A 23,881-nucleotide genomic window follows, 5' to 3' on the forward strand; every position below is an offset into this window, starting at 1 on the left:
CCCGTGCCAGGCCGCGATCGTCGCCGCCTGAGCGCGAGCGGAGGCAGGACGCCTCCCACCGGACCGGACGCCCCGTGCGGAGCAGCCGTCCCTCCGGCCCGGCACCCGACCATCCACCGTTCGCGCGCATCGAGCGCGCACGTCGAGGGAGAACACGCATGAGCGCCCATCTGCAGAAGCCGTCCGGGATGAAGGTCCACAAGTACGTCCCGTACCAGGACCAGATCCAGGTCTCGCTGCCGGACCGCACCTGGCCGGACAAGGTCATCGAGAAGGCGCCCCTGTGGTGCGCCGTGGATCTGCGCGACGGCAACCAGGCCCTCATCGACCCGATGGGCCCCGAGCGCAAGCTGCGCATGTTCCAGCTGCTCGTGGGGATGGGCTTCAAGGAGATCGAGGTGGGCTTCCCCTCCGCCTCGCAGACCGACTACGACTTCGTCCGCCAGCTCATCGAGGGCGACCACATCCCGGACGACGTGACCATCCAGGTCCTCACCCAGTCCCGCGAGCACCTGATCGAGCGCACCTTCGAGTCCCTCGAGGGCGCCGACCGGGCCATCGTGCACTTGTACAACTCCACGTCCGTGCTGCAGCGCCGCGTCGTCTTCCGCCAGGACGAGGACGGCATCGTGGACATCGCCACCTCCGGCGCGCGCCTCGTGAAGAAGTTCGAGGAGCAGCTCAAGGGCACGCAGATCACCTACGAGTACTCGCCCGAGTCCTACACCGGCACCGAGCTGGAGTTCGCCCGCCGCATCTCGGACGAGGTCGCCCAGGTGCTGGAGGCCTCCACGGACCGCAAGATGATCCTGAACCTGCCGGCCACCGTCGAGATGGCCACCCCCAACGTCTACGCCGACTCGATCGAGTGGATGCACCGCAACCTGGAGCACCGGGACTCGCTGATCCTGTCCCTGCACCCGCACAACGACCGCGGCACCGGCGTGGCCGCCGCCGAGCTCGGCTACCTGGCCGGCGCCGACCGCATCGAGGGCTGCCTGTTCGGCAACGGCGAGCGCACCGGCAACGTGGACCTGGTGACCCTGGGCATGAACCTGTTCTCCCAGGGCATCGACCCCATGATCGACTTCTCGGACATGGACCACATCAAGCGCACCGTGGAGTACTGCAACCAGCTCCCCGTGCCCGAGCGCTCGCCCTGGGGCGGCGACCTCGTGTTCACCGCCTTCTCCGGCTCCCATCAGGACGCCATCAAGAAGGGCTTCGAGGCCATGGAGGCCGACGCGAAGGCCGCGGGCAAGACCGTGGACGAGATCGACTGGGCGGTGCCGTACCTGCCCATCGACCCGAAGGACATCGGCCGCTCCTACGAGGCCGTGATCCGCGTGAACTCGCAGTCCGGCAAGGGCGGCGTGGCCTACCTGCTCAAGTCCGAGCACAACCTGGACCTGCCGCGCCGCGCGCAGATCGAGTTCTCCCACGCCATCCAGGAGATGGCCGACGCCCAGGGCGGCGAGGTCTCCGGCGCCGACCTGTGGACCGCGTTCCAGGACGAGTACCTGCCGGCGGAGGCCAAGGACGAGCAGTGGGGCCGCTACCGGCTGCGCTCCGTCACCTCCGCCTCCGGCGAGGACGGCGCGTTCCGCATGGAGGCCGAGCTCGAGGTCGACGGCGTCACCCAGACGCGCACCGCGCAGGGCAACGGCCCCATCGACGCATTCCTGCGCATGCTGGGCGAGGACGACATGGACGTCCGGGTGCTCGACTACACCGAGCACGCCCTGTCCGAGGGCGGCGCCGCCATGGCCGCCGCCTACGTGGAGGCCGCCGTCGGCGACCGCGTGCTCTGGGGCGTGGGCCTGGACCACAACACCACCACCGCCTCCCTGAAGGCCGTGGTCTCCGCGGTGAACCGCGCCGTGCGCGCGTGAGCGGATCCGGCCCCTCCCGGCGGGGTGCGCGGCACGGCGGCTACGCGGCGAACTCGTTTCGCACCGAGGCCATCGTGCTGCGCACCCATCGGCTGGGGGAGGCCGACCGGATCGTCGAGGCCCTCACCCCCGAGCACGGGCTCGTGCGGGCCGTGGCCAAGGGCGTGCGCAAGACGTCCTCCCGGCTGGGCTCCACGGTGGAGCCGTTCATGCACACCACGCTGCAGCTCGCGCGCGGGCGGGGGGAGCTGCTCACCGTCACCCAGGCGCAGCTGCTGCACCCCTACGCCACGATGCTCGCCGCGGACTACGACGCGTACGCGGTCGCCGGGGCGCTGGCCGAGGCCGTCGAGCGCATCCCGGCGGTGGACGAGGCCGGCCGCCGCGCCCAGTACCGCCTGCTCCACGGGGCCCTGGCCGCCCTGGCCCGCCGCCGGCACGACCCGCGGCTGATCCTGCACTCCTTCCTGCTGCGCACCCTGGCCCAGGCCGGCTGGGCGCCGACCTTCGACCGGTGCGCCCGCTGCGGTGCCCCGGGCCCGCATTCGGCGGTGCACGTGGCGCTCGGCGGGGCGGTGTGCCCCGAGTGCCGCCCGCCCGGCGCCGCCCACCCCGCCCCGCAGACCCTCGCCCTGCTCGCCGCCCTCGCCGCGGGGGACTGGGCGACCGCGGACGCCTCCGACGCCGCCGCCCGGCGGGAGGCGGCCGGTATCGTGGCCGCGTACCTGCAGTTCCACGCCGAGCGGCGCCTGGTGTCCCTGTCCGTCCTGGACCAGGACCTCGGCCTCCCCGCCCCGCGCGTCGAGAGGAGACCATGAGCGCCGACCGTGCCCCGCAGTCCCCGCCGCCGCACCCCTCCGGTGCGGTCGCCCCCCGGATCGACCCGCGGTTCGTCCCCCGACACGTGGCGATCGTGATGGACGGCAACGGGCGCTGGGCCAACCAGCGCGGTCTGCCCCGCACCGAGGGCCACCGGGCCGGCGAGGCGGCGCTGCTGGACGTCGTCGCCGGCGCCGTGGAGCTGGGCGTGGGGCACGTGTCCGCGTACGCGTTCTCCACGGAGAACTGGCGACGCTCCGCCGAGGAGGTGCGCTTCCTGATGGGCTTCTCCCGGGACGTGCTGCGCCGCCAGCGGGACACCCTGCACTCGTGGAACGTGCGCATCCGCTGGAACGGGCGCGCCCCGCGGCTGTGGACCCCCGTGATCCGCGAGCTGCAGGAGGCCGAGGAGCTCACGCGGTACAACACCGGCACCACGCTGCACATGTGCGTGAACTACGGCAGCCGCGCGGAGATCCAGGACGGCGTGCAGGCCCTCGCCGAGGAGGTCCGGGCCGGGCGGATGCGGCCGTCGGACATCACCGAGGACGTCATCACGCGCTACCTGGACCGCGGCTTCCGCGCCGGCCAGGACGTCGACGTCGTCCCGGACGTGGACCTGTTCCTGCGGACCTCGGGGGAGCAGCGCCTGTCCAACTACCTGCTCTGGCAGTCCGCCTACGCGGAGCTGCTCTTCCTCGACGTGCTGTGGCCGGACGTGGACCGCCGCACGCTCTGGGAGGCCATCGAGACCTACGCCCGGCGGGACCGCCGGTACGGCGGGGCCGTGGACACCCCTCAGCCGGCGCCGTCGTCCGGCGCGCCGGACTCGGCCTCGGACGCCGACGGCGGCGCGTAGGCTCCCAGCCACGTGAGCGTCGCGGCGCCGGCCGCCTCGCGCACCGACGCGGGGGAGGCGAACACGTCGTGCAGGGCGTCGGGGAGCCGGTGGACCGTGACCCGATCGCCCAGCCGCAGGGACCTGCGGGCCATGGCGTCCGGGTCCAGCACGATGTCCGAGGCGAGCATCGCCTCGTCGTAGGAGGTGCCGCGGTGGCCGCGCGCGGAGACCAGCACGAGGATCGGGGCGTTGACCTGCAGGCGCCGGGCCACCGTGCGGTGCCCCTTGAGGACGGCGCTGAGCCAGGCCGCGGGCACCTGGAAGGCGTGGGTGGGCCGCCACAGCGGATGCAGGTCCCACTCGCCCTCGGCCTGGTCGGAGAGGGTGCGCCAGTAGTAGTCGATGCGGGGCAGGGTGAGCATCGCGTACGGCTTGAGGGCGGAGACCGGGTCCACGATCGTCTTGGCCAGCAGCCGCACGCCCGCGCTGCCCTGCATCTCCAGCCAGGGGCTGTTCAGCACGAGGGCGGAGATCCGGCCCGGATTGCGGTGCGCCCACAGGGAGGCGATGAGGCCGCCCGTGGAGTGGCCCATGAGCACGGGCGGCAGGGGATGGTCCTCGGCGATCGTGGCCAGGGCTGCCTCGAGGTCGGCGTCGTAGCGGGCGAGGTCGTCCGTCCAGCCGGGGGTCTGCCCCTCGCGCAGCGAGCGGCCGTAGTGGCGCAGGTCCACGGCGTGGAAGGCGTAGCCGGCCTCCTCGAACGCGCGCGCCAGGGGCGCGTTGTAGAAGTAGTCGCTCCAGCCGTGGACGGAGAGGATGGCGCGCCGGGTCCGGTCCCGCGGGCCCGTGGCCTGCGGCCGCACCACTGTGACAAGGTTCTGGCCTTGTTCGTCCGTGTCGAGGCCGAGGGTGAGGCGCTCGAAACCGGCCATCCCGTCCTCCACCCAGCCCAGGCCCGGGGGGTCGTGCAGCAGCGGGCGGGTGTCCTCGTCGGTGGGCCCGCCCTCGGGGGGCCGGCTCGGCTCCGACTTGTCGGCGGGGATGGGCTGCTCGGCCGGCACGATGGACATGCGTCCCACTCTAGGAGCGCACCGTGACCCCGGGCACGCGCGTGGGAGGATGGGCCCATGCAGCTGCCCGATCCCAAGGCCGCCGTCGACGGCGTGCTCACCTCCCGTGCCCCCCGCCTCTACCCGCCCTTCTTCCGCGCCGTGTTCGGCGGCATGGACGCCGAACAGGCGCACCACCGCGGCTTCGACGCGATCCGGCTCGCCGAGCGCACGGGCGCCTCGGCGGCCCTGCGCGCGGCCTTCCGCCCGGACCCGCTGCTGGCCCGCACCGTCATGGGGCTGCGGTTCCCCACGCCGTTCGGCCTCGCCGCCGGCTTCGACAAGGAGGGGCGGGGGACCGCCGCCCTGGCGGACCTGGGCTTCGGCCACATCGAGGTCGGCACCATCACCGCCCAGGCACAGCCGGGCAACCCGCAGCCGCGCCTGTTCCGCCTGGTGGAGGACCGCGCCCTGGTGAACCGGATGGGCTTCAACAACGACGGCGCCGCCGCGGTGGCCCCCCGCCTGGCGCGCACGCGCGCCGTCTTGGAGCGCCGCTTCGGCGCCGTGCGCCCCGTGCTCGGCGTGAACATCGGCAAGACCAAGGTCGTCGCGCTCGAGGACGCGGCCGAGGACTACCGCGCCTCCACGCGGCTGCTCGCTCCGCACGCGGACTACCTCACGGTGAACGTGTCCTCGCCCAACACGCCCGGCCTGCGCCAGCTCCAGGAGATCGACGCCCTCGAGCCGATCCTCACCGCCGTCCGCGAGGAGGCGGACCGCGTGGTGACCGGACGCCGGGTGCCCCTGACCGTGAAGATCGCCCCGGACCTCACGGACGAGGACGTGCGCGCCGTCGCCGCCCTGGCCGAGCGCCTCGGGCTCGACGGGGTGATCGCCACCAACACCACGATCTCCCGGGAGGGTCTGGCCACGCCCCGCGCCGACGTCGACGCCCTGGGCGCCGGCGGCCTCTCCGGCGCGCCCCTGAAGGAGCGTTCGACGGAGGTGTTGCGGGAGCTGCGGGCGGCCCTGCCCGCCGGCACCGCCGTGATCAGCGTGGGCGGCGTGACCGACGCCGACGACGTCCAGGCCCGGCTGGACGCCGGCGCGGACCTCGTCCAGGGGTACACGGCCTTCCTCTACGAGGGTCCGTTCTGGGCCGGGCGCATCTCCGCCGGCCTGGCGCGCACGCTGCGCGGCTGACCGCGGCACGCACCCGCATGCGATGAGGCCCGGACCCCTGCGGGTCCGGGCCTCATCGCAGAGTCGCCCGGCGGACGGGCGGGGCTCAGGCGGGGAACTGGCCGCGCTTGACCTGGGGCTTGGGCAGGCGCAGGCGGCGGAACTGCAGGGCGCGCATCACGCCGTAGAAGCCGGTGCCCGACTCGGGCTCCCCGAAGCGCTCCGTGAGGCCCTTCTTGATGCGGCGGGCCACGATGAGGCTCTCGATCACCACGAGCGCGACGAGCGCGTAGAGGCTGATCATGAGGAACAGCTGGACCTCCCGGCCGGGGAGGAACATCAGCAGCACGTAGGCGAAGACCACGGGCATGAGCCACTCGCCGATGCCGGTGCGGGCGTCCACGTAGTCGCGCACCCAGCGCTTCTGGGGGCCGCGGTCGCGCAGGGGCAGGCCGCGCTCGTCGCCGGTCTCGAGGGCCACGCGCTGGCGCATGCGGTCCCGGGCGGCCGCCTCGCGCGCGGCCTTGCGGGCCGCCTTGCGGTCCTCGGGGACCATCGTGCGGCGGCGCGCCGCCTCCTGGTCGCGGCGGCGGGGGGTGGGGCCCTGCTTGCCCTGTGCCCGGTCGCGGGGCGCCTCCGGGTCCGCGGCGGGGCCGTCGGCGCGGACGGCGGTGGAGCCGTGGGTCGAGGGGGCGGGCGCGGTCTCGGGGGTCTTGTCTCGCTTGAACACCCGCCCAGTCTAGTCGGGCCGCGAGGCGCGGGGCCGGGAGGGGGCGGGTCCGGACGTCTAGGCTGGCGGGCATGACTGAGACCACACCCCCCGTGCGGGACGACGCCGCCCTCGTGGCGGCCGTGCGCGACGCCGTCGACGCCCGCTTCCCCCAGACCCTGCAGACCCTGACCGACCTGGTGGCGATCCCGGGCATCGCGTGGGACTCCGCCGACCGCGCCCAGCTCGAGCGCTCGTCCGAGGCCGTCGCGGCCCTGCTGCGCCAGGCCGGCCTGCAGGGCGTGGAGATCGTGACGGAGACCCGTGAGGACGGACGCCCCGGCGGCCCAGCGGTCATCGGCGAGAAGCCCGGCGCGTCCGACAAGCCCACCGTCTTGTTGTACGCCCATCACGACGTGCAGCCCATCGGTGACGAGGCGCTGTGGGACACCGAGCCCCTCGTGGCCACCGAGAAGGGCGGCCGCCTCTACGGCCGCGGCGCCGCCGACGACAAGGCGGGCATCATGGTCCACCTCGCGGCCCTGGCCGCCCTGAAGGACGTGCTGCCCGACGCCGGCGTCGGCGTGCGCGTGTTCATCGAGGGCGAGGAGGAGGCCGGCTCCCCGACCTTCCGCACCTTCCTCGAGAACCACCGCGCCCGACTGGAGGCCGACGCCATCGTCGTCGCCGACTCCTCGAACTGGGCCGTGGGGGAGCCGGCGCTCACCACCTCCCTGCGCGGGCTCGTGGACGGCACCGTGACCGTGCGCGTGCTCGACCACGCCGTGCACTCCGGCATGTTCGGCGGCCCCGTGCTGGATGCCGTCGTCCTGCTCTCGCGTCTCATCGCCACCCTGCACGACGCCGACGGCGCCGTGGCCGTCCCCGGCCTCGAGCCGCGGCGCTCCGCGAGCCTGGACTACCCGGAGGACGTCTTCCGCGCCGACGCCGGCGTCCTGGACTCGGTCACCCTCGCCGGGCGCGGCCCCGTGGCCGACCGGCTCTGGAACGCCCCGGCGCTGAGCGTGATCGGCATCGACGTGCCCTCCGTCGCGGAGTCCTCGAACACCATCCAGCCGCAGGCCCGCGCCAAGTTCTCGCTCCGCCTGGGCCCCGGGATGGACCCGGCCGAGGCGTTCGAGGCGCTCAAGGCCCACCTCGAGGCGCAGTCCGCGGCCGTGCTCGGCGCCGAGATCACCGTGGAGGCGGGGGAGTTCGGGCAGCCGTTCGACACCGACACCTCGGACCCGCTCGCCGCCGCCATGATGGGCGCCCTCGGGGACGCGTGGGGCGTGGCCCCCAAGGAGGCCGGCATGGGCGGATCCATCCCGTTCACCGCGGACCTCGCCGAGGTATTCCCGGACGCCACCATCCTCATCACCGGCGTGGAGGACCCGGACTCGCGCGCCCACTCGGCCAACGAGTCCCTGCACATCGAGGACTTCCGGCGCGCCGTCGTCGCCGAGGCCCTCTGGCTCGCCCGCCTCGCCGGCTGAGACGGACCCGGCCCGCCGCGACCTCGCGCGCGGGCCGGGAATGGCCGCCGCGGGGATAGTGTTGAGCAGACGACACCGCGCGCGACGGGCCCGGCCCGCCGGCGCGCCCCCCCTGATCCTCAAGGAGGTCACGATGGCTCTGTCCGCGGACGAGACCGGCGTCGAGATCGGCGCCACCCAGGATGCCGAGGGCCTGCCCCCGCACGAGGTCGAGCTGACCGACGTCGCGGCCGGCAAGGTGCGCTCGCTGCTCGAGCAGGAGGGCCGCACCGACCTGCGCCTGCGCGTGGCCGTGCAGCCTGGCGGCTGCTCCGGCCTCATCTACCAGCTCTACTTCGACGAGCGCGTGCTCGACGGGGACACCGTGCGCGACTACGACGGCGTCCAGGTGATCGTCGACAAGATGAGCGTGCCCTACCTCATGGGCGCCACCATCGACTTCGAGGACACCATCTCGAAGCAGGGCTTCACGATCGACAACCCCAACGCCGTCGGCTCCTGCGCCTGCGGCGACTCCTTCCACTGACGCGCGGGGGCGCATCCGCCCCGCCCGTGAGGCGACCCGGCGGGTCGGCCCCAGGCCGGCCCGCCGTCGTCGTGCCCGGGGGAGCAGGCCCCGCCGGCGCGTCCAGGAGGCTCGGACCCGACTCCCAGACACGATCCTGACGTGTCACGGTGCGGCGAAACGGCCCACGTCGGCTTAGACTGGCTGACGAATCATCAGGGCATACCCGCGCTCCCTGCGTGGCACCTGCGAGAACTCGCGGAACCACCGGGGTGACGGGCCCGCCCCTCGTACACGAGATGAAGAGGAAGGCCGTCTGTGAGAGCACAGAATGACGCCGGACGTCGGACTCGCCGCCGCTGGACCGCCGGTGCCGTGGGCACCACGGCGCTCCTGGTGCTGACCGGCTGCTCGGCAGAGGTCCAGCGCGGCTGGTACCCCGGCACCCGGGAGACCACCAACCACAACGCCCAGCTCACCGACCTGTGGGTGAACTCCTGGATCGCGGCCCTGGTCGTGGGCCTGCTCGCCTGGGGCGCCATGATCTGGTGCATGGTCGCGTACCGTCGCCGCAAGAACGACCAGGGCTTCCCCAAGCAGACGGCGTACAACGTGCCGCTCGAGACCATGTTCACGATCATCCCGATCCTGATGGTCTTCACCCTCTGGGGCTTCACCGACCGCGTGCAGACCGAGGTGGACCGTCCCGTGGACGACTCGCCGCTGACGGTCACCGTCTACGGCAAGCAGTGGTCCTGGGACTTCAACTACTCCTACGAGCAGGAGAACGGCGAGGTCGTGGAGGCCCACTACTCGGGCATCCAGGCTCAGCTGGACGGCTCCGAGGGCGTCCGTGACACCCTGCCCGTCCTCTACCTGCCGAAGGACGTGCCGGTGCACTTCGAGCTGAAGTCCCGCGACGTGGCGCACTCCTTCTGGATCCCGCAGTTCCTCCAGAAGCGCGACCTGATCCCCGGCAAGACCAACCACCTCTACCTGACCCCCCAGGAGCTGGGCAGCTACGACGGCAAGTGCGCCGAGCTGTGCGGCGAGTTCCACTCCGAGATGCTCTTCAACGTGGAGGTCGTCGACGAGGCGGAGTTCGTCCAGCGCCTCGAGGAGATGGAGCCGGGTCAGGTGGGCGACGAGTACAGCCGCAATCCCAACAACAACCCTGACGGCGCCGGGACGATGGAGCGCGATCTCCAGACCCCCCGCGGTGGAGGTAGCCACTGATGACCACTTACGAGTACGCAACGGATGAGGTGCGCTCACAGGCGCAGCCTCGTGTGGTGCCCCGTTCGCTGGGCAAGATCGTCGTCAGCTGGCTGACGACGACCGACCACAAGGTGCTCGGGTACATGTACCTGATCACGTCCTTCGTCTTCTTCTGCATCGGCGGCGTCATGGCCCTCATGATCCGCGCGGAGCTCTTCGAGCCCGGCATGCAGATCCTGCAGACGAAGGAGCAGTACAACCAGCTGTTCACCATGCACGGCACGCTCATGCTGCTCATGTTCGCGACCCCGCTCTTCGTGGGCTTCGCCAACGTGCTGGTGCCGCTGCAGATCGGTGCTCCGGACGTGTCCTTCCCGCGTCTGAACGCCTTGGCGTTCTGGTTCTTCCTGTTCGGCTCGCTCATCGCGACCGCCGGCTTCCTCACCCCGCAGGGTGCGGCCTCGTTCGGCTGGTTCGCCTACGCCCCGCTCTCCAACACCACGTACTCGCCGGGCGTCGGCGGTGACCTCTGGGTGTTCGGTCTGGTCCTCCAGGGCTTCGGCACGATCATGGGCGGCGTCAACTTCATCACCACGATCCTGACGATGCGTGCTCCTGGCATGACGATGTGGCGCATGCCGATCTTCACCTGGAACACGCTCATCACCGGCATCCTGATCATGATGGCGTTCCCGCCGCTGGCCGCGGCCCTGTTCGCCCTGGGCCTGGACCGTCGCTTCGGCGGCCACATCTTCAACCCGGAGAACGGCGGCGCCATCCTGTGGCAGCACCTCTTCTGGTTCTTCGGCCACCCCGAGGTGTACATCATCGCCCTGCCGTTCTTCGGCGTCGTGTCGGAGATCATCCCGGTGTTCTCCCGCAAGCCGATCTTCGGCTACAAGTCCCTGGTCTTCGCGACGACGTCGATCGCCGCGCTCTCCGTGACGGTGTGGGCGCACCACATGTACGTGACCGGCGCCGTGCTCCTGCCGTTCTTCTCCGTGATGACCATGCTCATCGCGGTCCCGACCGGCGTGAAGTTCGTGAACTGGATCGGCACCATGTGGCGCGGTTCGATCACCTTCGAGACCCCGATGCTGTGGACGCTCGGCTTCATGGTCACCTTCCTGTTCGGTGGCCTGACCGGCGTCATCCTGGCGTCGCCGCCCCTGGACTTCCAGGTGTCCGACACCTACTTCGTCGTGGCGCACTTCCACTACGTCATCTTCGGCACCGTGGTGTTCGCGATGTTCGCCGGCTTCTTCTTCTGGTGGCCCAAGTTCACCGGCAAGATGCTGAACGAGCGTCTCGGCAAGATCCAGTTCTGGCTGCTGTTCGTGGGCTTCCACGGCACGTTCCTGGTGCAGCACTGGCTGGGCGTCATCGGCATGCCGCGTCGCTACGCGGACTACATGATCGAGGACGGCTTCACCGCGATGAACGCGTTCTCCACCGTGTTCTCCTTCATCCTGGGCGCCTCGCTGATCCCGTTCTTCTGGAACGTGTACGTGACCGCCCGCTACGGCAAGAAGGTCACCGTGGACGATCCGTGGGGCTTCGGGGCCTCGCTCGAGTGGGCCACTTCGTGCCCGCCGCCGCGGCACAACTTCCACTCCCTGCCGCGCATCCGCTCCGAGCGTCCGGCGCTGGATCTGCACCACCCGGAGCTCTTCCCGCACTCGCCTCAGAACACGTCTGAGGCCTTCGGAGAGAAGGTCGCACAGTGAAGGTCGCAGCCAACATCTTCTGGATCATCGGCCTGTTCTTCATCGCGGCCGGACTCCTCTACGGGTTCTGGGTCGAGTGGACCGAGTGGGCCGGCATCCCGGCCATCCTCGCCGTCGGCGCGATGTCCTGGATGATCGCCTGGTACCTGCAGGCCACGGACAAGAAGTTCGGCCTCGGCCCCTCGGATGACGAGGACGGCGAGATCACCGACTACGCGGGCACCTACGGCACCTTCGCTCCCTGGAGCTGGTGGCCGCTGGGCCTCGGCCTGGCCTGCGCGATCATCGTGACCGGCCTCGCGGTCGGCTGGTGGGTCTTCATCATCGGTGTGGTCGCCGCGGCGTACTTCACCTTCGGCTGGGTCTACGAGTTCTCTCGGGGCAAGTACGCCCACTGACCTCGGGTCGATCACGCAGCGCCACCGGCGCTGACGACGACGGCGGGCCGGTCCTCTTCGGAGGGCCGGCCCGCCGTCGTCGTGCCCCCCGGACGCTGAGCCCCGGCGCTTTCGTGCGGGAAACGGGAGCCTTCCCGAACGCTTTCGTCCGGGAAACGGGAGCCTCTCCAGGCCCCTCTGGCTGGGAAGCGAGTATCGAGCGGCCCGAACCCGCCGAGGCCGGGGGAGAGCTCCCAGGGCGCCGACCACGACGGCACGGGGTCTGGGCGGTGGCGGGGGCGTGGACCGGGCGCAACTCTCGACCACACGGTCTTCCCGTGTGTGGATCGGCCGACGACGTCGCGTGGGCACGTCCCGCAGCCTCTTCACCGTCACCAGCGGGCGGCCCGGCGCCGAGTCCCGTCCGGCAGCATCGGTCGATCAGCTCGTGCAGGCCCTCGTTGGCCTCGACCTCATATGGACCCGGCCGAGGAACGACGCGATCACGCGGCCCTGGTCGGCACGGTGGCGGCCGCGAAGTAGTGGCAGTGGAGCCCGACGGAGAAGGACGTGCTGGCAACGCACCCGAGCATCCGTGCGGTCCTGAGACCGGTGACCGAGCATGGGCTGGGCTCAGAGCAGGCCCACCACTGGGCCCACCCGTGGGCGGGCTCCCAGTGGGTGATCGGCTGGTGGGTACGAGAAGGCCGGGAGTCCGCTGCCCCAGGACCCCCGAGGCGTCCTCGAGGCCTGGGCACGGAACTAGGAGCGGGAGGAACCCCGCGCAGCGGCAGGACGGCCCGCAGGCCCCACGGCGACCCGGTCCGGGGCCCGCTGGTCGATCCCGGTGGGCATCACCGCAGCCGTCACGCAGGTGCCTGAGGGGTTGGATCTCATCGAAGACGATTCCGGGGCGGGGGCGGCTTCCGTGACCCCGGGGAACGACGTCGGACGTACGTACGAGGTGACCAGCCCGGGTGACCGGGCCCGGCTATGCCGTAGCGTCCCTCTGGACGTGAGTGCCTCCAGGGGCCACGACTGGCACCGGGTGACCGGGTGACCGGGTGAGCGGGTGAACGGGAGGGTCGGGCGATGGGTGATCCCGGGTTGCGATTGTGTGGCCCAGGATTGGGATGCGCTCCACCTGACGGCACTCGGCTGCCCCGCCTCCGCCACACGCTGTCTGCCCGTCGGCGAGGGCGACGCGACCGTGCTCGCCGGGTGGAACCCGGACACGACGCTGTGGCTGACCGACGTCATCCGACCCGCGCATGCACCCGTGCAGGGGTGGCGCCGGGACCCCGACGACGGCGCGTGGGTCTGGCGAACAGATGCACCGGACGACGCTCCCAGGGGAGGAGAACGGCCGGTTCGGCTTGACCCGGTCGGAGGGCGAGAGCTCGAAGCCTCCCGTTTCCCAAACGAAAGCTCCGTGGGAGACTCCCGTTTCCCGGACGAAAGTGTCCAGACGACAGGGGACGCGAAGGGGCGTGAGTCCGGACAGCGGAAGGCCCCGCACACCGAGAGGTGTGCGGGGCCTTCTGAGTCCCAGGGGATCGAAGGTCAGCCGTCGATCTTCGGGTTGTGCGAGCTCGGGTCGGCGCCCAGCTCGCGGTGGCCGGCGTCCTCGACGCCGTGGTGGCCGTGGGTGCGGGCCTCGACCAGCTCCTCGCGGGTCACCGGGGCGACGCGGTCCTGGTAGAACATGCGGTTCAGGCCGGCGCGGGCCTTCTCGATCATGCCCACCTTGCCGGAGCGGTTGGGGAGGGCCGGCACGGGGCGACGGTCCTCGAAGGACACGAGACGGTACAGCTCGTGATCGGTGAGCTGGCGATGGCGCTCGTGGAAACCGCCGTCGGGGGACATCTCGATCACGCCGGCCTCGTGGCCGTGGAGCACGAGCTCACGGTCCTTGCGCTGCAGCGACAGGCAGATGCGGCGCGTCACGATGAAACCGATCACCGGGCCCAGGAAGAACAGCGTGCGCAGGGCGTAGAGCACGTCGTTCAGGGACAGGTGGAAGTGCGTGGCGATGAGGTCCGAGGACGCCGCCGCCCACATCACGCAGTACCAGATGACCGCGGCGACGCCGATGCCCGTGCGGGTCGGGGCGTTGCGCGGACGGTCGAGCAGGTGGTGCTCGGTGTCGTCCTTGGTGATCCAGCGCTCGACCCACGGCCAGGCGCACATGCCCACGATCAGCACGCCGACCGGGATCAGCGGGACGAGGACGCCCATCGGCAGCGAGACCGAGGAGCCCCACGGCATGGGGATGTTCCACAGGAAGGAGAAGTCGCCGATCATGCCCGGCATCAGGCGCAGGGCGCCGTCGAACACGCCGATGTACCAGTCGGGCTGGGTGCCGGCCTGGACGGGGGACGGGTCGTAGGGACCGTAGTTCCAATTGGCGTTGATCGTGACGGTGGAGGCGATGAGGGCGAGGACGCCGAACACGATGAAGAAGAAGCCGCCGGCCTTGGCCGCGTACACCGGGCCGACCGGGTAGCCGACCACGTTGTTCTCGGTGCGGCCCGGGCCCGGGTACTGGGTGTGCTTGTGCACGACCACCATGAACAGGTGGATGCCGATCAGCAGCAGGATGGCCGCGGGCACGATCATGATGTGCAGCGCGTACAGACGGCCGATGATCGAGTAGCCGGGGAACTCGCCGCCGAAGAAGAAGGCGGAGAGGTAGGTGCCCACGAGGGGCAGCGACTTCAGGATGCCGTCGATGATGCGCAGGCCGTTGCCGGAGAGCACCTCGTCGGGCAGGGAGTAGCCGGTGAAGCCGGCGGCCCAGCCGGCCATCAGCAGGAAGCAGCCGACCAGCCAGTTCAGCTCACGCGGGCGACGGAACGCGCCGGTGAAGAACACGCGCAGCATGTGCACGGACATCGCGGCCACGAAGAGCAGCGCAGCCCAGTGGTGCAGCTGGCGCATGAACAGGCCGCCACGGACGTCGAACGAGATGTCGAGCGTCGAAGCGTAGGCCGCGGACATCTCGATGCCGCGCAGCGGGGCGTAGGCGCCGTTGTAGGTCACGTGCGACATCGACGGGTCGAAGAAGAACGTGAGGAACGCGCCCGACAGCAGCAGGATGACGAAGCTGTAGAGGGCGACCTCGCCGAACATGAACGTCCAGTGGTCAGGGAAGATCTTCCGACCGAAGAACTTCACGATGGGGGACATCCCCATGCGGGTGTCGACGAAGTTCGCGATGCGGCCGGTCGAGGTCGCCGGCTGGAACTCTTTCACGGTGGTGCTCATAGGTGTCAGCCACGCTCCCAGTAGACAGGCCCGACGGGCTCATGGAAATCGCTCTGGGCCACGAGGAAGCCCTCGTCGTCCACGGTGATCGGCAGCTGCGGCAGCGCGTGGCTGGCCGGGCCGAAGATGACCTTGCACTCCTGCGTGAGGTCGAAGGTCGACTGGTGGCAGGGGCAGAGCAGGTGGTGGGTGTGCTGCTCGTACAGGGCGATCGGGCAGCCCACGTGCGTGCAGACCTTGGAGTAGGCGAAGATGCCGTCCACGTTCCAGTCCTCGCGGCCCGGGGTGATCTGCACCTTGGCGGGATCCAGGCGCATGAGCAGCACGACGGCCTTGGCCTTCTCGTTGAGCTTGCCGTAGCTCATGTCGTTCAGGCCGTCCGGGATGACGTGCACGGCGGAGCCGAGGGTCACGTCCGAGGCCTTGATGGGGGAGCCGGTGGGGTCGCGCACGAGGCGCACGCCCTCGGCCCACATGGTGTGGCGCAGGCGCTCGGGGCCGAAGTTGTGGATCTCCTCGTCCGAGAAGTTGTCCGTGTTGTCCAGGTCGCGGAACACGGCGATGAACGGGAGCGGGGCCAGCAGGGCCGCACCGATGAGGGTGTTGCGCAGCAGGGGGCGACGCTTGATCTGCGACTCGTCCAGGATCTCCGAGATCATGTTGGTCGCGGCGACGCGGTCGGCCTCGGTGCGGACCTCGTGGCGCTCCTCGATCGTCTCGTGGTCGGGCATCAGGGTCTTGGCCCAGTGCACGACGCCGATGCCGATGCCGAACATGGCCAGGGCGGTGCCGAGGCCGAGCAGCAGGTTCTGCAGGTAGATCTTGCTGAACGCCTCGTCGTTGCCGATCTGTCCGACTCCGAAGTAGCCGATGAAGAACAGCACGGTGCCCACGATGGAGATGAGGAACATGACCGAGACCTGGCGCTCGGCGCGCTTCGCGGCCTTCGGATCCTCATCGGCCAGACGCGGACGGTGCGGCGGGAGGCCCGGGTTGTCGATCGCGTACCGGGGCGCGTCCTCGCCGGCGTGCTCGAGGGCGTCCGAGCGGTGCCCGGTCCCTTCAAAGCCTTTCTCGCCCATATGACCTGTTTCCTTTACTCGAGTGATGAATGTCGATGACGGGTGGCCGGCGTCGAGACGCCGACGAGATCAGGAGGACCGGCTGGTCAGCCAGACCATGAAGCCGATGATCAGCGCGAGGCCCGCGGTCCAGATGAACAGGCCCTCGGAGACGGGGCCGAGCGAGCCGAGCTGCAGGCCGCCGGGGGAGCCCTGGTTCTCGATGGTCTTGAGGTAGGCGATGATGTCGCGCTTGTCCTCGGGCTTGACGTTCGCGTCCGAGAAGACGGGCATGTTCTGCGGGCCGGTCTCCATGGCCTCGTAGATGTGCTTCTCCTCGACGCCCTGCAGCGACGGGGCGTACTTGCCGCGGGTCAGCGCACCGCCGGCGGCGGCGGCGTTGTGGCACATCGCGCAGTTGATGCGGAACAGGTCGCCGCCGCGGGTGATGTCCACGTCCTCGTTGTTGATGTCGAGGTACTCGTCCTCGGGGATGGCCGGGCCGGCGCCGAGGGAGGCGACGTAGGCGGCGAGCTGAGCGGTCTGCTCCTCGTTGAACTGGTTCGGCTTGGCCGGGGCCTGCGGGCCGTTCATCTGCATGGGCATGCGGCCGGTGCCGACCTGGAAGTCGACGGACGCGGCGCCGACGCCGATCAGGGACGGGCCGGAGGGGCCCCCCGCGGCGCCCATGCCGTGGCAGGTGGCGCAGTTGGCGTTGAAGAGCTTCTCGCCCTCGGTGATGTCATCAGCCGAGGCGGCCGCGGTGACCTGCGTGGCCGCCTGTGCCTGGTTCACGGTGCTCGCGACGGAGTACAGTCCGCCGGTCACCAGGAGTCCCAGCAGGAGGAGCGCCAGCCCCATCAGTGGATGGCGTCGGTTCTGCGAAAGTGCCTTCACGGGGGTTTCCTATCGTTCTCTTACGGGCCGGACCGCTGCGTGCCCCCGGCCCGTACCTGACGTCGGTGCGGTGAGTGAGGGTCGTCTTACTTCAGGAAGTAGACGATGAAGAACAGGGCGATCCAGACGACGTCCACGAAGTGCCAGTAGTAGGACACGACGATCGCGGACGTGGCCTCGTGATGGCCGAACCGGCGGGCCATGTAGGCGCGGCCGATGATGAAGAGGAACGCGATGAGGCCACCGGTCACGTGGATGGCGTGGAAGCCGGTGGTGATGTAGAAGGCCGAGCCGTACGCGTTCGCCGCGATGGTCACGCCCTCGGAGACGAGCACCGCGTACTCGTAGGACTGCACCGCCACGAAGATCGAGCCCATGATGAAGGTCAGGATGAACCACTCGACCATGCCCCACTTCCCGAACTGCAGGAAGCCGCCGGTGCGGCGGGGCTGGAGGCGCTCGGCGGCGAGGACGCCGAACTGGGCGGTGACGGAGGAGAGCACCAGGATCAGCGTGTTCGCCGCGGCGAGCGGGACGTTGAGGATCGCGGTGTTCTCGGCCCAGAGCTCCGGAGACGTGGAGCGGAGGGTGAAGTACATGGCGAAGAGCCCACCGAAGAACATGAGCTCGCTGGCGAGCCACACCATGGTCCCGACCTGCACCATGTTCGGCCGGCTCGGGAGGCCCGTGGTGGGCTGATGGAGAGTGGGGTTAGCTGTGGTCACCCGATCATTATGGCCCCAAACACGGCCCAGGGGGTAAATCGAAACTACCGTGTCGCGAGAGGGCTCGTCAGCCGGATGGAGATGATTCAGCGGCAGTCAACGGCTGACCATCAGAAGACGTCCAGTTTCGCGTCGGTCGGAACGTGACGCGGCAGAGGACGTCGCCGCGATCCAGGCGGATAGGCTCGCGGCGTGAGCATCCCGAACACCACCGCAGCAGCCCCTGAGACCACGTGGCCGGACGTGTTCCGCGCCCTGACCTTCGGCGAGGACCTCTCGGACGAGGCCGCGGCGTGGGCGATGGGGGAGATGATGGCCGGCGACGCGACCGAGGGCCAGGTGGGCGGCTTCCTGCTGGCCCTGGCCGCCAAGGGCGTGACCGTCCCGGAGCTGCGCGGCCTCACCGAGGCGATGGTGCAGGCGGCGCGTCCGGTGCAGGTGACGGGGGAGACCCTCGACATCGTCGGCACGGGCGGCGACCGGCTCGGCACCGTCAACCTGTCCACCATGTCCTCGCTGGTCGCGGCCGGCGCCGGTGCGCGGATCGTCAAGCACGGCAACCGCGGCGCCTCGTCCACCGCGGGCGCGGCCGACGTCATCGAGGCCCTGGGCGTGGACCTGTCCATGCCGCGCGAGAAGGCCGAGGAGTGCGCCGAGGCGGTCGGCATCACCTTCCTCTTCGCCCAGAACTACCACCCGTCGATGAAGTACGTGGCCCCCGTGCGCAAGCAGCTCGGCGTGCCCACCGTCTTCAACTTCCTGGGCCCGCTCAGCAACCCCGCCCAGGTCTCCGCCCAGGCGCTCGGCTGCTCGAGCGAGGTCATGGTGCCCCTGCTGGCCCGGGTCCTCGCCGACCGCGGCGTCCGCGGCTTCGTCTTCCGCGGCTCGGACGGCCGGGACAAGATCACCACCTCGGGCCCCTCCACCGTCATCGAGGTCCGTCACGAGGTGACCGCCCACGAGCTCGACCCGCGCGACTTCGGCATCGAGCTGGCCCCCGTGGAGGCGCTCGCCGGCCGGGACGGCGCCTACAACGCCACCCTCGTCCATGCCCTGCTGGCGGGGGAGAAGGGGCCGATCCGCGACGCCGTCCTGCTGAACGCCGCCACCGGCCTCACCGCGTGGGACACCGAGGCCCAGGGTCCGCTGGCGGACCGGCTCGCCGCGAACATGGCCCGCGCGGCGGAGTCGCTGGACTCCGGCGCCGCCCGCGACGTCCTCGACCGCTGGGTCGCGTTCTCCCGCTCCTGACGCACGACGACGGGCCGGCACCTGCCTCGGTGCCGGCCCGTCGTCGTCGGGGAAGGGCGGGATTAGGGCGTGTCTGAGAATAGATGCACGAGTCAGCTGAGACCCTGGGGACATGTCCCGGTTCCAGATGCTCTCCGATGCCCAATGGGAGTTGATCGCCCCGATGCTCCCGACCCGGACCGGCAGGGCCGGCAGGCCGTTCGCCGACGCCCGCACCATGGTGGAGGCGATCATCTACCGGTACCGGTGCGGAATCGCTTGGAGGGATCTGCCCGAGGTCTACGGGCCCTGGCAGACCGTGTGGACCTGGCATCGGCGCTTGGCCGAAAAAGGCACCTGGGACACGGTGCTGGCGAGGCTGACCGCCGCCGCTGACGCCGAAGGCCTGATCGATTGGTCGGTCTCGGTGGACTCCACGATCGCCCGCGCCCACCAGCACGCGACGAACATCACCCGCCACACAGGGGGATGGATCGAACTACAAGAATCCGCGTGAGGAGCCGGCCGATCACGGCATCGGGCGCTCCCGTGGCGGGCTGAGCACGAAGATCCATCAGCTCGTCGATGGGACCGGGCTGCCGCTGGTCAGCCTGATCACCCCCGGCCAAGCCGGGGACTCCCCGATGCTGCTGCCGCTGCTGGGGCGGCTGCGCGTGGCACGGCCGGTAGGGCGGCCCCGGACCCGCCCCGAGGCGGTGCTGGGCGACAAGGCGTACTCCTCCCGGGCGATCCGCACCCACCTGCGTGCCCGCCGGATCAAAGCCGTGATCCCCGAGCCGGCGGATCAGCAGGGCCACCGCAGGCGCCGCGGCTCGGCCGGTGGCCGTCCCGTGGACCTGGACTCGCAGGCTTACAAGGGCCGGAACGTGATCGAGCGCCAGTACGCGCACCTGAAGCAATGGCGGGGCCTGGCGACCCGGTACGACAAGTACGCGATCGTCTACCGGGCCGCCGTGGTGTTGAACGCTGTGCTCGCGTGGTCCAAACGATTGTCAGACATGCCCTAGCTCTCGTTCCGTCTTCGGGAGAGGCTGGCGAGGTACTCGTTGTAAGAGTCGAGTTCGGCGTCCTCGGCTTTCTGTCGCTGTCTCGAGGTGCGCACGTCGCGGGCTCGCCAGCGGGACAGGCAGACGATGAGCACTACGAACATCGGCAGCTCCGCGTAGGTCCATACCAGCGTGCCGGCGATCGCCTGGTCGATGACGGGGTCATGGCTGCCTGTGGGGGTGGCGTATGCGCTGAACAGCGGTGTGGCGGTACGGAGCAGGATCAGGCCGAAAATGGCGTGGATCTGGATCTCGACGGCGATATCGACGAATCGTGCGGCGAAGGAGGGTTGGCGCGGTAGCGGATCGGAGGACCATAGCGGTGTTGCCGAGACGATGCCGAGGACGAGGATGACGAAGAGCAAGGCGTCCTGGCCGAAGGGGATGCGCATGATGACGCTGATCGCGTCGGTCAGGTAGAGGACCGGGTACAGCAGTATCGCAATGACGATGGCGACCACAGGGTGCAGTGCGGCGCTCCAGAATCGTGAGCGCAGTCCCCCGTGCGCGGCACGGAGCACGAGACGCCCGAGGCCGGTGTGCGGTGTGCTGCGCAGGAGCAGCAGCCCGGGTGACCCTGCGATGAGGAGCGGCGGAACGACGGTCAGCAGGGTGATCTGCTGGAACACCAGCGCTGTGATGGATTCCGTCGCGAGACGGTTCACACCGAACATCGTGATAGCGAAGATCAGGGCGCACCCGATCAGGAACGATGCTGTGCGGGCGATCGCCCAACGGCGCCTGTTTCGCCACATCCAGATCGCTCCTCGCAGATACAGTGCCGCGAACAGCAGAGCGGCGATGCCGACGGGTGAGCCGGTGAGGGGTTCGAACGTGACCCACTGGTCGATCGGCGGCATAGCGAATTTCCCTTCATCGAGGCGATCAAACGTCGGCGACTTCGGCCGCGGTGGTGGTGCCGGAGCGGGGTCAGGTGAGGCCGGAGTAGGAGTGGGGCCTTGGCCCTTGATCGTGGACACGGTGTCGGTTCGGTTATGCCGCTTCCGCAAGCGGCACCGGCTCCCAGGGCAACCAGGTACAAGGGAATCTGCCACCGCTCCAGCCAGCCGATCATGTACTTCCTTTCCGGGCGAGGACCTTGCCTCCATCCTCACGGAGCTGCCCGGTTGTCGCGACGTGGCGGTAGAGGGCCTGTTGGACAAGGAACCTACTGCCTGCCCTTCTCGGTTTCCCAACCTGTGTCCGGCTTTGCCGACAGCTCGGCTCCTCACGCCTCAGGTAGTGCCCGAGCGCCAGCCCTGCTTGGCGGGCGCCGATCACTAGCACGTCGGTCTCGGCCATGGTGTGGTTTCTCCTCGTTGCGGGCGCGTGGGCGGGCCGTAGTGCGGCTGGTGTGTCAGTAACCGGTGAGGGCCGGGAAGAAGGTCCAGAACACCGAGGCGGCCACGGCCACATAGGCGATGGCCACCAGGGTTCCGGCCCAGCCGGCGGAGAACCGCACCACCGCGGCGTGCGCGGGGATCACGCCGTGGGCGAGGTTGCGCACGGTGAGCAGGATGAACAGCGGGATCATCGCCGCCCACACGATCATGCAGTACAGGCACAGGATGTGGATCTCGAACAACGCCTGGGACCACAGCCAGATGGTGAACACCGTGCCGGCGGTGACCCCGGCCTGCAGGCCGGCCCAGTACCAGCGCCCGGGGCTCGCCCCGGAGAGGGTCACCATGGCGGTGGTGATGACCACGGCGAACGCCACGATGCCGATCAACGGGTTGGGGAAGCCGAACAGCTCGGACTGCCAGGTCCCCATCACCTTCCCGCAAGACACCCAGGGGTTGATGTCACAGCTGGTGATGTACCCGGCATCCTCGTACAGCTCCAGGCGTTCGAGCACCAGGATCGCCGAGGCCACCCAGCCGACCACCCCGGTGATCAACAGCACCAGGCCGAACGGACGGTGCCGGGCGACAGTCGGTATCCCCGCTACGTCGGAGGCCTGCCCGGTACCGGCAGGGCGGTCGGTGGTGGTCGTGGGGATCGTCACGGGTGAATTGGTGTCGGTGTCGGGGACACTCATGGGCCCGGTCAGTCCGTCGTGGCGGCGGCGTCGACCTCGGCGCGGAACTGCTCGAGGGTGTTCAGAGTGAGCATCTGTCCGTCCAGGAAGAAGGTCGGGGTGCCCTGCACGCCCAGCGCGGTCCCGTCGGCCACGTCGGCCTCGATGCGGTCGCGGGTGGCCGGGTCAGCCACCGCGGCATCGTAGGCGGCCATGTCCAGGCCGAGATCCTCGGCGTAACCGCGGAACACCGGGCTCCGGTCCTCAGTGGTATGGCTCCACTGCTCCTGGGTGTCGAACATCTGCTGATACATCGCCTCGTACTGTCCCTGCTGGCCGGCGGCTTCCACGGCTACGGCGGCGGTCATCGAGTTGGGATGTCCGGGCAGCGGGAAGTAGCGGTGCACAAAGGTCACCGTGTCGGCGTACTCGGCGCGCAGTTCTTCCACGACCGGGTAGGCGGCCTTGCAGCCCTCGCACTCGAAGTCCAGGAACTCCACCAGCACGGCCTGCTCGTTCGGGGCCTTGGACAGTACCCGGCTGTCTGGGCGCATCACCGGCGTGGCCTCCGAGGGGGCGCTCTGCCCGGTCCCGGAGGAGGCAGTTTGCCCGGAGCCCTGGGGGGCGGCGTCGCGGGGGCCGCTGGCGGCCACCACTCCGACGATCAGCCCGGCCAGCACCACAGCGGCCAGTACGACCCAGACGATGGTCTTGGCCTTGCGGGATGTGGTGCCCGGTGTTGACGGATCAGAGGGGGTCGGATTGCGGGTCGGTGTGTTCACGAAGGGATCCGTTTCGGTCGGTGGCGACGGCACCGTGCCGTCGGGGTGGGAATGAGCTGGGGCTGGGATGCAGGGGTGGGTCAGGGGTGGAGGGTCTCAGTGTGGGGGTGGGTGGCCGGTTCGATTTGGAAGGTGGAGTGTTCGATGGGTACTTGGAAATCCTGGGCCACGCACCGTTGCAGGTCGGTCAGCACAGTGCCCAGGTGCGCGGCGGTCAGGCAGCCGTTGTGCACGGTGACGTGCGCGGAGAGCACGGGGGTGTCGGAGTCGATGCGTGAAGCGTGCAGGTCATGGACCTCCAGCACGTGCGGCAGCTCCGATAGCCGGATGCGGACCGCCTCCAGGTCCAAGCCCTTGGGGGTGGTCTCCATGAGTACGTCGATGGTGTCGCGAAGCAGGATCAGGGCTCTGGGCACGATCAGTGCGGCGATCAACAGGGACACCACCGCATCGGCGCGATTCCAGCCGGTGGTGGCGATCACGATCGCCGAAACGATCACTGCGACCGATCCCAGGGCGTCGTTGAGTACCTCCAGGAACGCGGCCTTCATGTTCAGGTTCTCACCTCGGGAAGAGGCCAGGATCGCCAGACCGATGAGGTTGCCAGCCAAACCGATCACCCCGAACCAGAGCATCGCGGTGGATTCGACCTCGGGGGGTTCGATGAGCCGGCGTACGCCCTCCACGGCTACGAAGCCGCCCACGGCCAGCAGCACCGCGGCCTGCACGGCCGCGGCGATGATCTCGGCGCGCTTGTACCCCCAGGTGCGCTTGTCCGTGGCCGGGCGCAGCGCCAGGGTCGCGGCGGTCAGGGCGATCAGCAACCCGGCTGAGTCAGTAAACATGTGCCCGGCGTCGGCCAGCAGGGCCAGACTGCCCGAAGCCAGCGCGCCGATGACCTCGGCGACCATGATCGTCGCGGTGATGGAGAAGACCACGGCCAGCCGGCCCCGCCGGCCCGCCGCCGGAAGAGCATGGGAATGATCGTGTCCGCTCATACCAGGGTCTCTTCCA

Annotated in this window: 22 protein-coding genes; 11 read left to right on the forward strand and 11 right to left on the reverse strand. The window is 70.0% G+C overall.

Annotated features, from left to right (window positions below; translation table 11 throughout):
- Nucleotides 1-158: 158 nt before the first annotated feature.
- The 3 genes from leuA to HDA33_RS03205 are packed head-to-tail and all read left to right on the forward strand — an operon-like array spanning nt 159 to nt 3,570.
- The gene (gene leuA, locus HDA33_RS03195) at nt 159-1,892 is read left to right on the forward strand and encodes a 2-isopropylmalate synthase (protein WP_184170853.1); all 1,734 of its coding nucleotides are present in this window, start codon (nt 159-161) and stop codon (nt 1,890-1,892) included.
- Complete coding sequence (gene recO, locus HDA33_RS03200) at nt 1,889-2,710, forward strand: DNA repair protein RecO (RefSeq protein ID WP_184170856.1); 822 nt, start codon at nt 1,889-1,891, stop codon at nt 2,708-2,710. Before leuA ends, recO begins: the two co-directional genes overlap by 4 nt.
- Nucleotides 2,707-3,570, forward strand: a complete 864-nt coding sequence (locus HDA33_RS03205) for an isoprenyl transferase (RefSeq protein WP_184170858.1) — start codon at nt 2,707-2,709, stop codon at nt 3,568-3,570. The genes recO and HDA33_RS03205 overlap by 4 nt, the downstream gene beginning before the upstream one ends.
- Here HDA33_RS03205 and HDA33_RS03210 read toward each other — a convergent pair.
- Nucleotides 3,510-4,622 (reverse strand): alpha/beta hydrolase, encoded by a 1,113-nt coding sequence (locus HDA33_RS03210; protein WP_184170861.1) that lies wholly within the window; start codon nt 4,620-4,622, stop codon nt 3,510-3,512. The two genes, HDA33_RS03205 and HDA33_RS03210, sit on opposite strands and share 61 nt — an antisense overlap.
- A 57-nt stretch (nt 4,623-4,679) precedes the next feature.
- Between HDA33_RS03210 and HDA33_RS03215 the strand changes: the two genes are divergently transcribed.
- Nucleotides 4,680-5,807, forward strand: coding sequence for a quinone-dependent dihydroorotate dehydrogenase (locus tag HDA33_RS03215; protein WP_184170864.1), 1,128 nt, complete (start codon nt 4,680-4,682; stop codon nt 5,805-5,807).
- Between the two features lie 85 nt (nt 5,808-5,892).
- Here the strand turns inward: HDA33_RS03215 and HDA33_RS03220 are convergent, their stop codons facing one another.
- The gene (locus HDA33_RS03220; RefSeq protein ID WP_184170867.1) at nt 5,893-6,516 is read right to left on the reverse strand and encodes a DUF3043 domain-containing protein; all 624 of its coding nucleotides are present in this window, start codon (nt 6,514-6,516) and stop codon (nt 5,893-5,895) included.
- A 71-nt stretch (nt 6,517-6,587) separates the two neighbouring features.
- Between HDA33_RS03220 and HDA33_RS03225 the strand changes: the two genes are divergently transcribed.
- The 5 genes from HDA33_RS03225 (at nt 6,588) to HDA33_RS03245 (ending at nt 11,839) form a co-directional block, all read left to right on the forward strand.
- A complete protein-coding gene (locus HDA33_RS03225) occupies nt 6,588-7,991 on the forward strand; it encodes a dipeptidase (RefSeq protein WP_158492828.1) in 1,404 nt (467 codons plus the stop codon).
- Nucleotides 7,992-8,124: 133 nt separating this feature from the next.
- Nucleotides 8,125-8,517 carry an iron-sulfur cluster insertion protein ErpA gene (erpA, locus tag HDA33_RS03230; RefSeq protein WP_017488331.1) on the forward strand — a complete coding sequence of 131 codons (393 nt, stop codon included), beginning with the start codon at nt 8,125-8,127 and terminating at the stop codon, nt 8,515-8,517.
- Nucleotides 8,518-8,814: 297 nt separating this feature from the next.
- Complete coding sequence (gene ctaC, locus HDA33_RS03235; protein ID WP_476703394.1) at nt 8,815-9,732, forward strand: aa3-type cytochrome oxidase subunit II; 918 nt, start codon at nt 8,815-8,817, stop codon at nt 9,730-9,732.
- A complete protein-coding gene (gene ctaD / locus HDA33_RS03240) occupies nt 9,732-11,441 on the forward strand; it encodes an aa3-type cytochrome oxidase subunit I (protein ID WP_158492827.1) in 1,710 nt (569 codons plus the stop codon). Before ctaC ends, ctaD begins: the two co-directional genes overlap by 1 nt.
- A complete protein-coding gene (locus HDA33_RS03245; protein ID WP_184170870.1) occupies nt 11,438-11,839 on the forward strand; it encodes a cytochrome c oxidase subunit 4 in 402 nt (133 codons plus the stop codon). Before ctaD ends, HDA33_RS03245 begins: the two co-directional genes overlap by 4 nt.
- A 1,542-nt stretch (nt 11,840-13,381) precedes the next feature.
- Here the strand turns inward: HDA33_RS03245 and qcrB are convergent.
- The 4 genes from qcrB to ctaE form a co-directional block, all read right to left on the reverse strand.
- On the reverse strand, nt 13,382-15,085 hold the full coding sequence (qcrB, locus tag HDA33_RS03250) for a cytochrome bc1 complex cytochrome b subunit (RefSeq protein WP_184170873.1): 1,704 nt from the start codon (nt 15,083-15,085) through the stop codon (nt 13,382-13,384).
- A gap of 5 nt (nt 15,086-15,090) precedes the next feature.
- Nucleotides 15,091-16,167, reverse strand: a complete 1,077-nt coding sequence (qcrA, locus tag HDA33_RS03255; RefSeq protein ID WP_158492824.1) for a cytochrome bc1 complex Rieske iron-sulfur subunit — start codon at nt 16,165-16,167, stop codon at nt 15,091-15,093.
- Nucleotides 16,168-16,236: 69 nt separating this feature from the next.
- Nucleotides 16,237-17,043: a cytochrome bc1 complex diheme cytochrome c subunit gene (gene qcrC / locus HDA33_RS03260; protein WP_158492823.1), complete on the reverse strand. Its 807-nt coding sequence runs from the start codon at nt 17,041-17,043 to the stop codon at nt 16,237-16,239.
- A gap of 86 nt (nt 17,044-17,129) precedes the next feature.
- Nucleotides 17,130-17,768, reverse strand: a complete 639-nt coding sequence (gene ctaE, locus HDA33_RS03265; RefSeq protein ID WP_455565735.1) for an aa3-type cytochrome oxidase subunit III — start codon at nt 17,766-17,768, stop codon at nt 17,130-17,132.
- Nucleotides 17,769-17,960: 192 nt separating this feature from the next.
- Between ctaE and trpD the strand changes: the two genes are divergently transcribed.
- Both trpD and HDA33_RS03275 read left to right on the forward strand, forming a co-directional pair.
- The gene (gene trpD / locus HDA33_RS03270; protein ID WP_158492822.1) at nt 17,961-19,019 is read left to right on the forward strand and encodes an anthranilate phosphoribosyltransferase; all 1,059 of its coding nucleotides are present in this window, start codon (nt 17,961-17,963) and stop codon (nt 19,017-19,019) included.
- 112 nt (nt 19,020-19,131) lie between these two features.
- Nucleotides 19,132-20,026, forward strand: a protein-coding gene (locus tag HDA33_RS03275) for an IS5 family transposase (RefSeq protein WP_184170876.1) whose coding sequence is annotated in 2 segments (ribosomal slippage) — nt 19,132-19,488 and nt 19,490-20,026 — 894 coding nt in all. Because the reading frame shifts where the segments join, the coding sequence is not laid out codon by codon here.
- Here the strand turns inward: HDA33_RS03275 and HDA33_RS03280 are convergent.
- The 5 genes from HDA33_RS03280 to HDA33_RS03300 all read right to left on the reverse strand — a co-directional run bounded on the left by HDA33_RS03280 (nt 20,023) and on the right by HDA33_RS03300 (nt 23,865).
- The gene (locus tag HDA33_RS03280; RefSeq protein ID WP_223247519.1) at nt 20,023-21,045 is read right to left on the reverse strand and encodes a cytochrome c oxidase assembly protein; all 1,023 of its coding nucleotides are present in this window, start codon (nt 21,043-21,045) and stop codon (nt 20,023-20,025) included. The two genes, HDA33_RS03275 and HDA33_RS03280, sit on opposite strands and share 4 nt — an antisense overlap.
- 91 nt (nt 21,046-21,136) lie before the next feature.
- Nucleotides 21,137-21,367 (reverse strand): hypothetical protein, encoded by a 231-nt coding sequence (locus HDA33_RS03285; RefSeq protein ID WP_127913478.1) that lies wholly within the window; start codon nt 21,365-21,367, stop codon nt 21,137-21,139.
- Nucleotides 21,368-21,422: 55 nt separating this feature from the next.
- Complete coding sequence (locus tag HDA33_RS03290) at nt 21,423-22,106, reverse strand: vitamin K epoxide reductase family protein (RefSeq protein ID WP_080695921.1); 684 nt, start codon at nt 22,104-22,106, stop codon at nt 21,423-21,425.
- 8 nt (nt 22,107-22,114) lie between these two features.
- Entirely contained in the window at nt 22,115-22,867 is a 753-nt protein-coding gene (locus HDA33_RS03295) for a thioredoxin domain-containing protein (RefSeq protein ID WP_158493424.1), read from the reverse strand.
- Nucleotides 22,868-22,947: 80 nt separating this feature from the next.
- Nucleotides 22,948-23,865 carry a cation diffusion facilitator family transporter gene (locus tag HDA33_RS03300; protein ID WP_158493425.1) on the reverse strand — a complete coding sequence of 306 codons (918 nt, stop codon included), beginning with the start codon at nt 23,863-23,865 and terminating at the stop codon, nt 22,948-22,950.
- Nucleotides 23,866-23,881: the final 16 nt, after the last annotated feature.

The sequence above is a fragment of the Micrococcus endophyticus genome, assembly GCF_014205115.1.
Taxonomy (GTDB): Bacteria; Actinomycetota; Actinomycetes; order Actinomycetales; family Micrococcaceae; genus Micrococcus; species Micrococcus endophyticus.

Bases quoted from the DNA above. Each gene is read 5' to 3' on its own strand.
- qcrB (WP_184170873.1), bottom strand. From the start codon at position 15,085: ATGAGCACCACCGTGAAAGAGTTCCAGCCGGCGACCTCGACCGGCCGC.
- HDA33_RS03210 (WP_184170861.1), bottom strand. From the start codon at position 4,622: ATGTCCATCGTGCCGGCCGAGCAGCCCATCCCCGCCGACAAGTCGGAG.
- HDA33_RS03205 (WP_184170858.1), top strand. From the start codon at position 2,707: ATGAGCGCCGACCGTGCCCCGCAGTCCCCGCCGCCGCACCCCTCCGGT.
- erpA (WP_017488331.1), top strand. From the start codon at position 8,125: ATGGCTCTGTCCGCGGACGAGACCGGCGTCGAGATCGGCGCCACCCAG.
- HDA33_RS03285 (WP_127913478.1), bottom strand. From the start codon at position 21,367: ATGGCCGAGACCGACGTGCTAGTGATCGGCGCCCGCCAAGCAGGGCTG.
- ctaD (WP_158492827.1), top strand. From the start codon at position 9,732: ATGACCACTTACGAGTACGCAACGGATGAGGTGCGCTCACAGGCGCAG.
- HDA33_RS03215 (WP_184170864.1), top strand. From the start codon at position 4,680: ATGCAGCTGCCCGATCCCAAGGCCGCCGTCGACGGCGTGCTCACCTCC.
- HDA33_RS03300 (WP_158493425.1), bottom strand. From the start codon at position 23,865: ATGAGCGGACACGATCATTCCCATGCTCTTCCGGCGGCGGGCCGGCGG.
- leuA (WP_184170853.1), top strand. From the start codon at position 159: ATGAGCGCCCATCTGCAGAAGCCGTCCGGGATGAAGGTCCACAAGTAC.
- qcrA (WP_158492824.1), bottom strand. From the start codon at position 16,167: ATGGGCGAGAAAGGCTTTGAAGGGACCGGGCACCGCTCGGACGCCCTC.
- HDA33_RS03225 (WP_158492828.1), top strand. From the start codon at position 6,588: ATGACTGAGACCACACCCCCCGTGCGGGACGACGCCGCCCTCGTGGCG.
- HDA33_RS03290 (WP_080695921.1), bottom strand. From the start codon at position 22,106: ATGAGTGTCCCCGACACCGACACCAATTCACCCGTGACGATCCCCACG.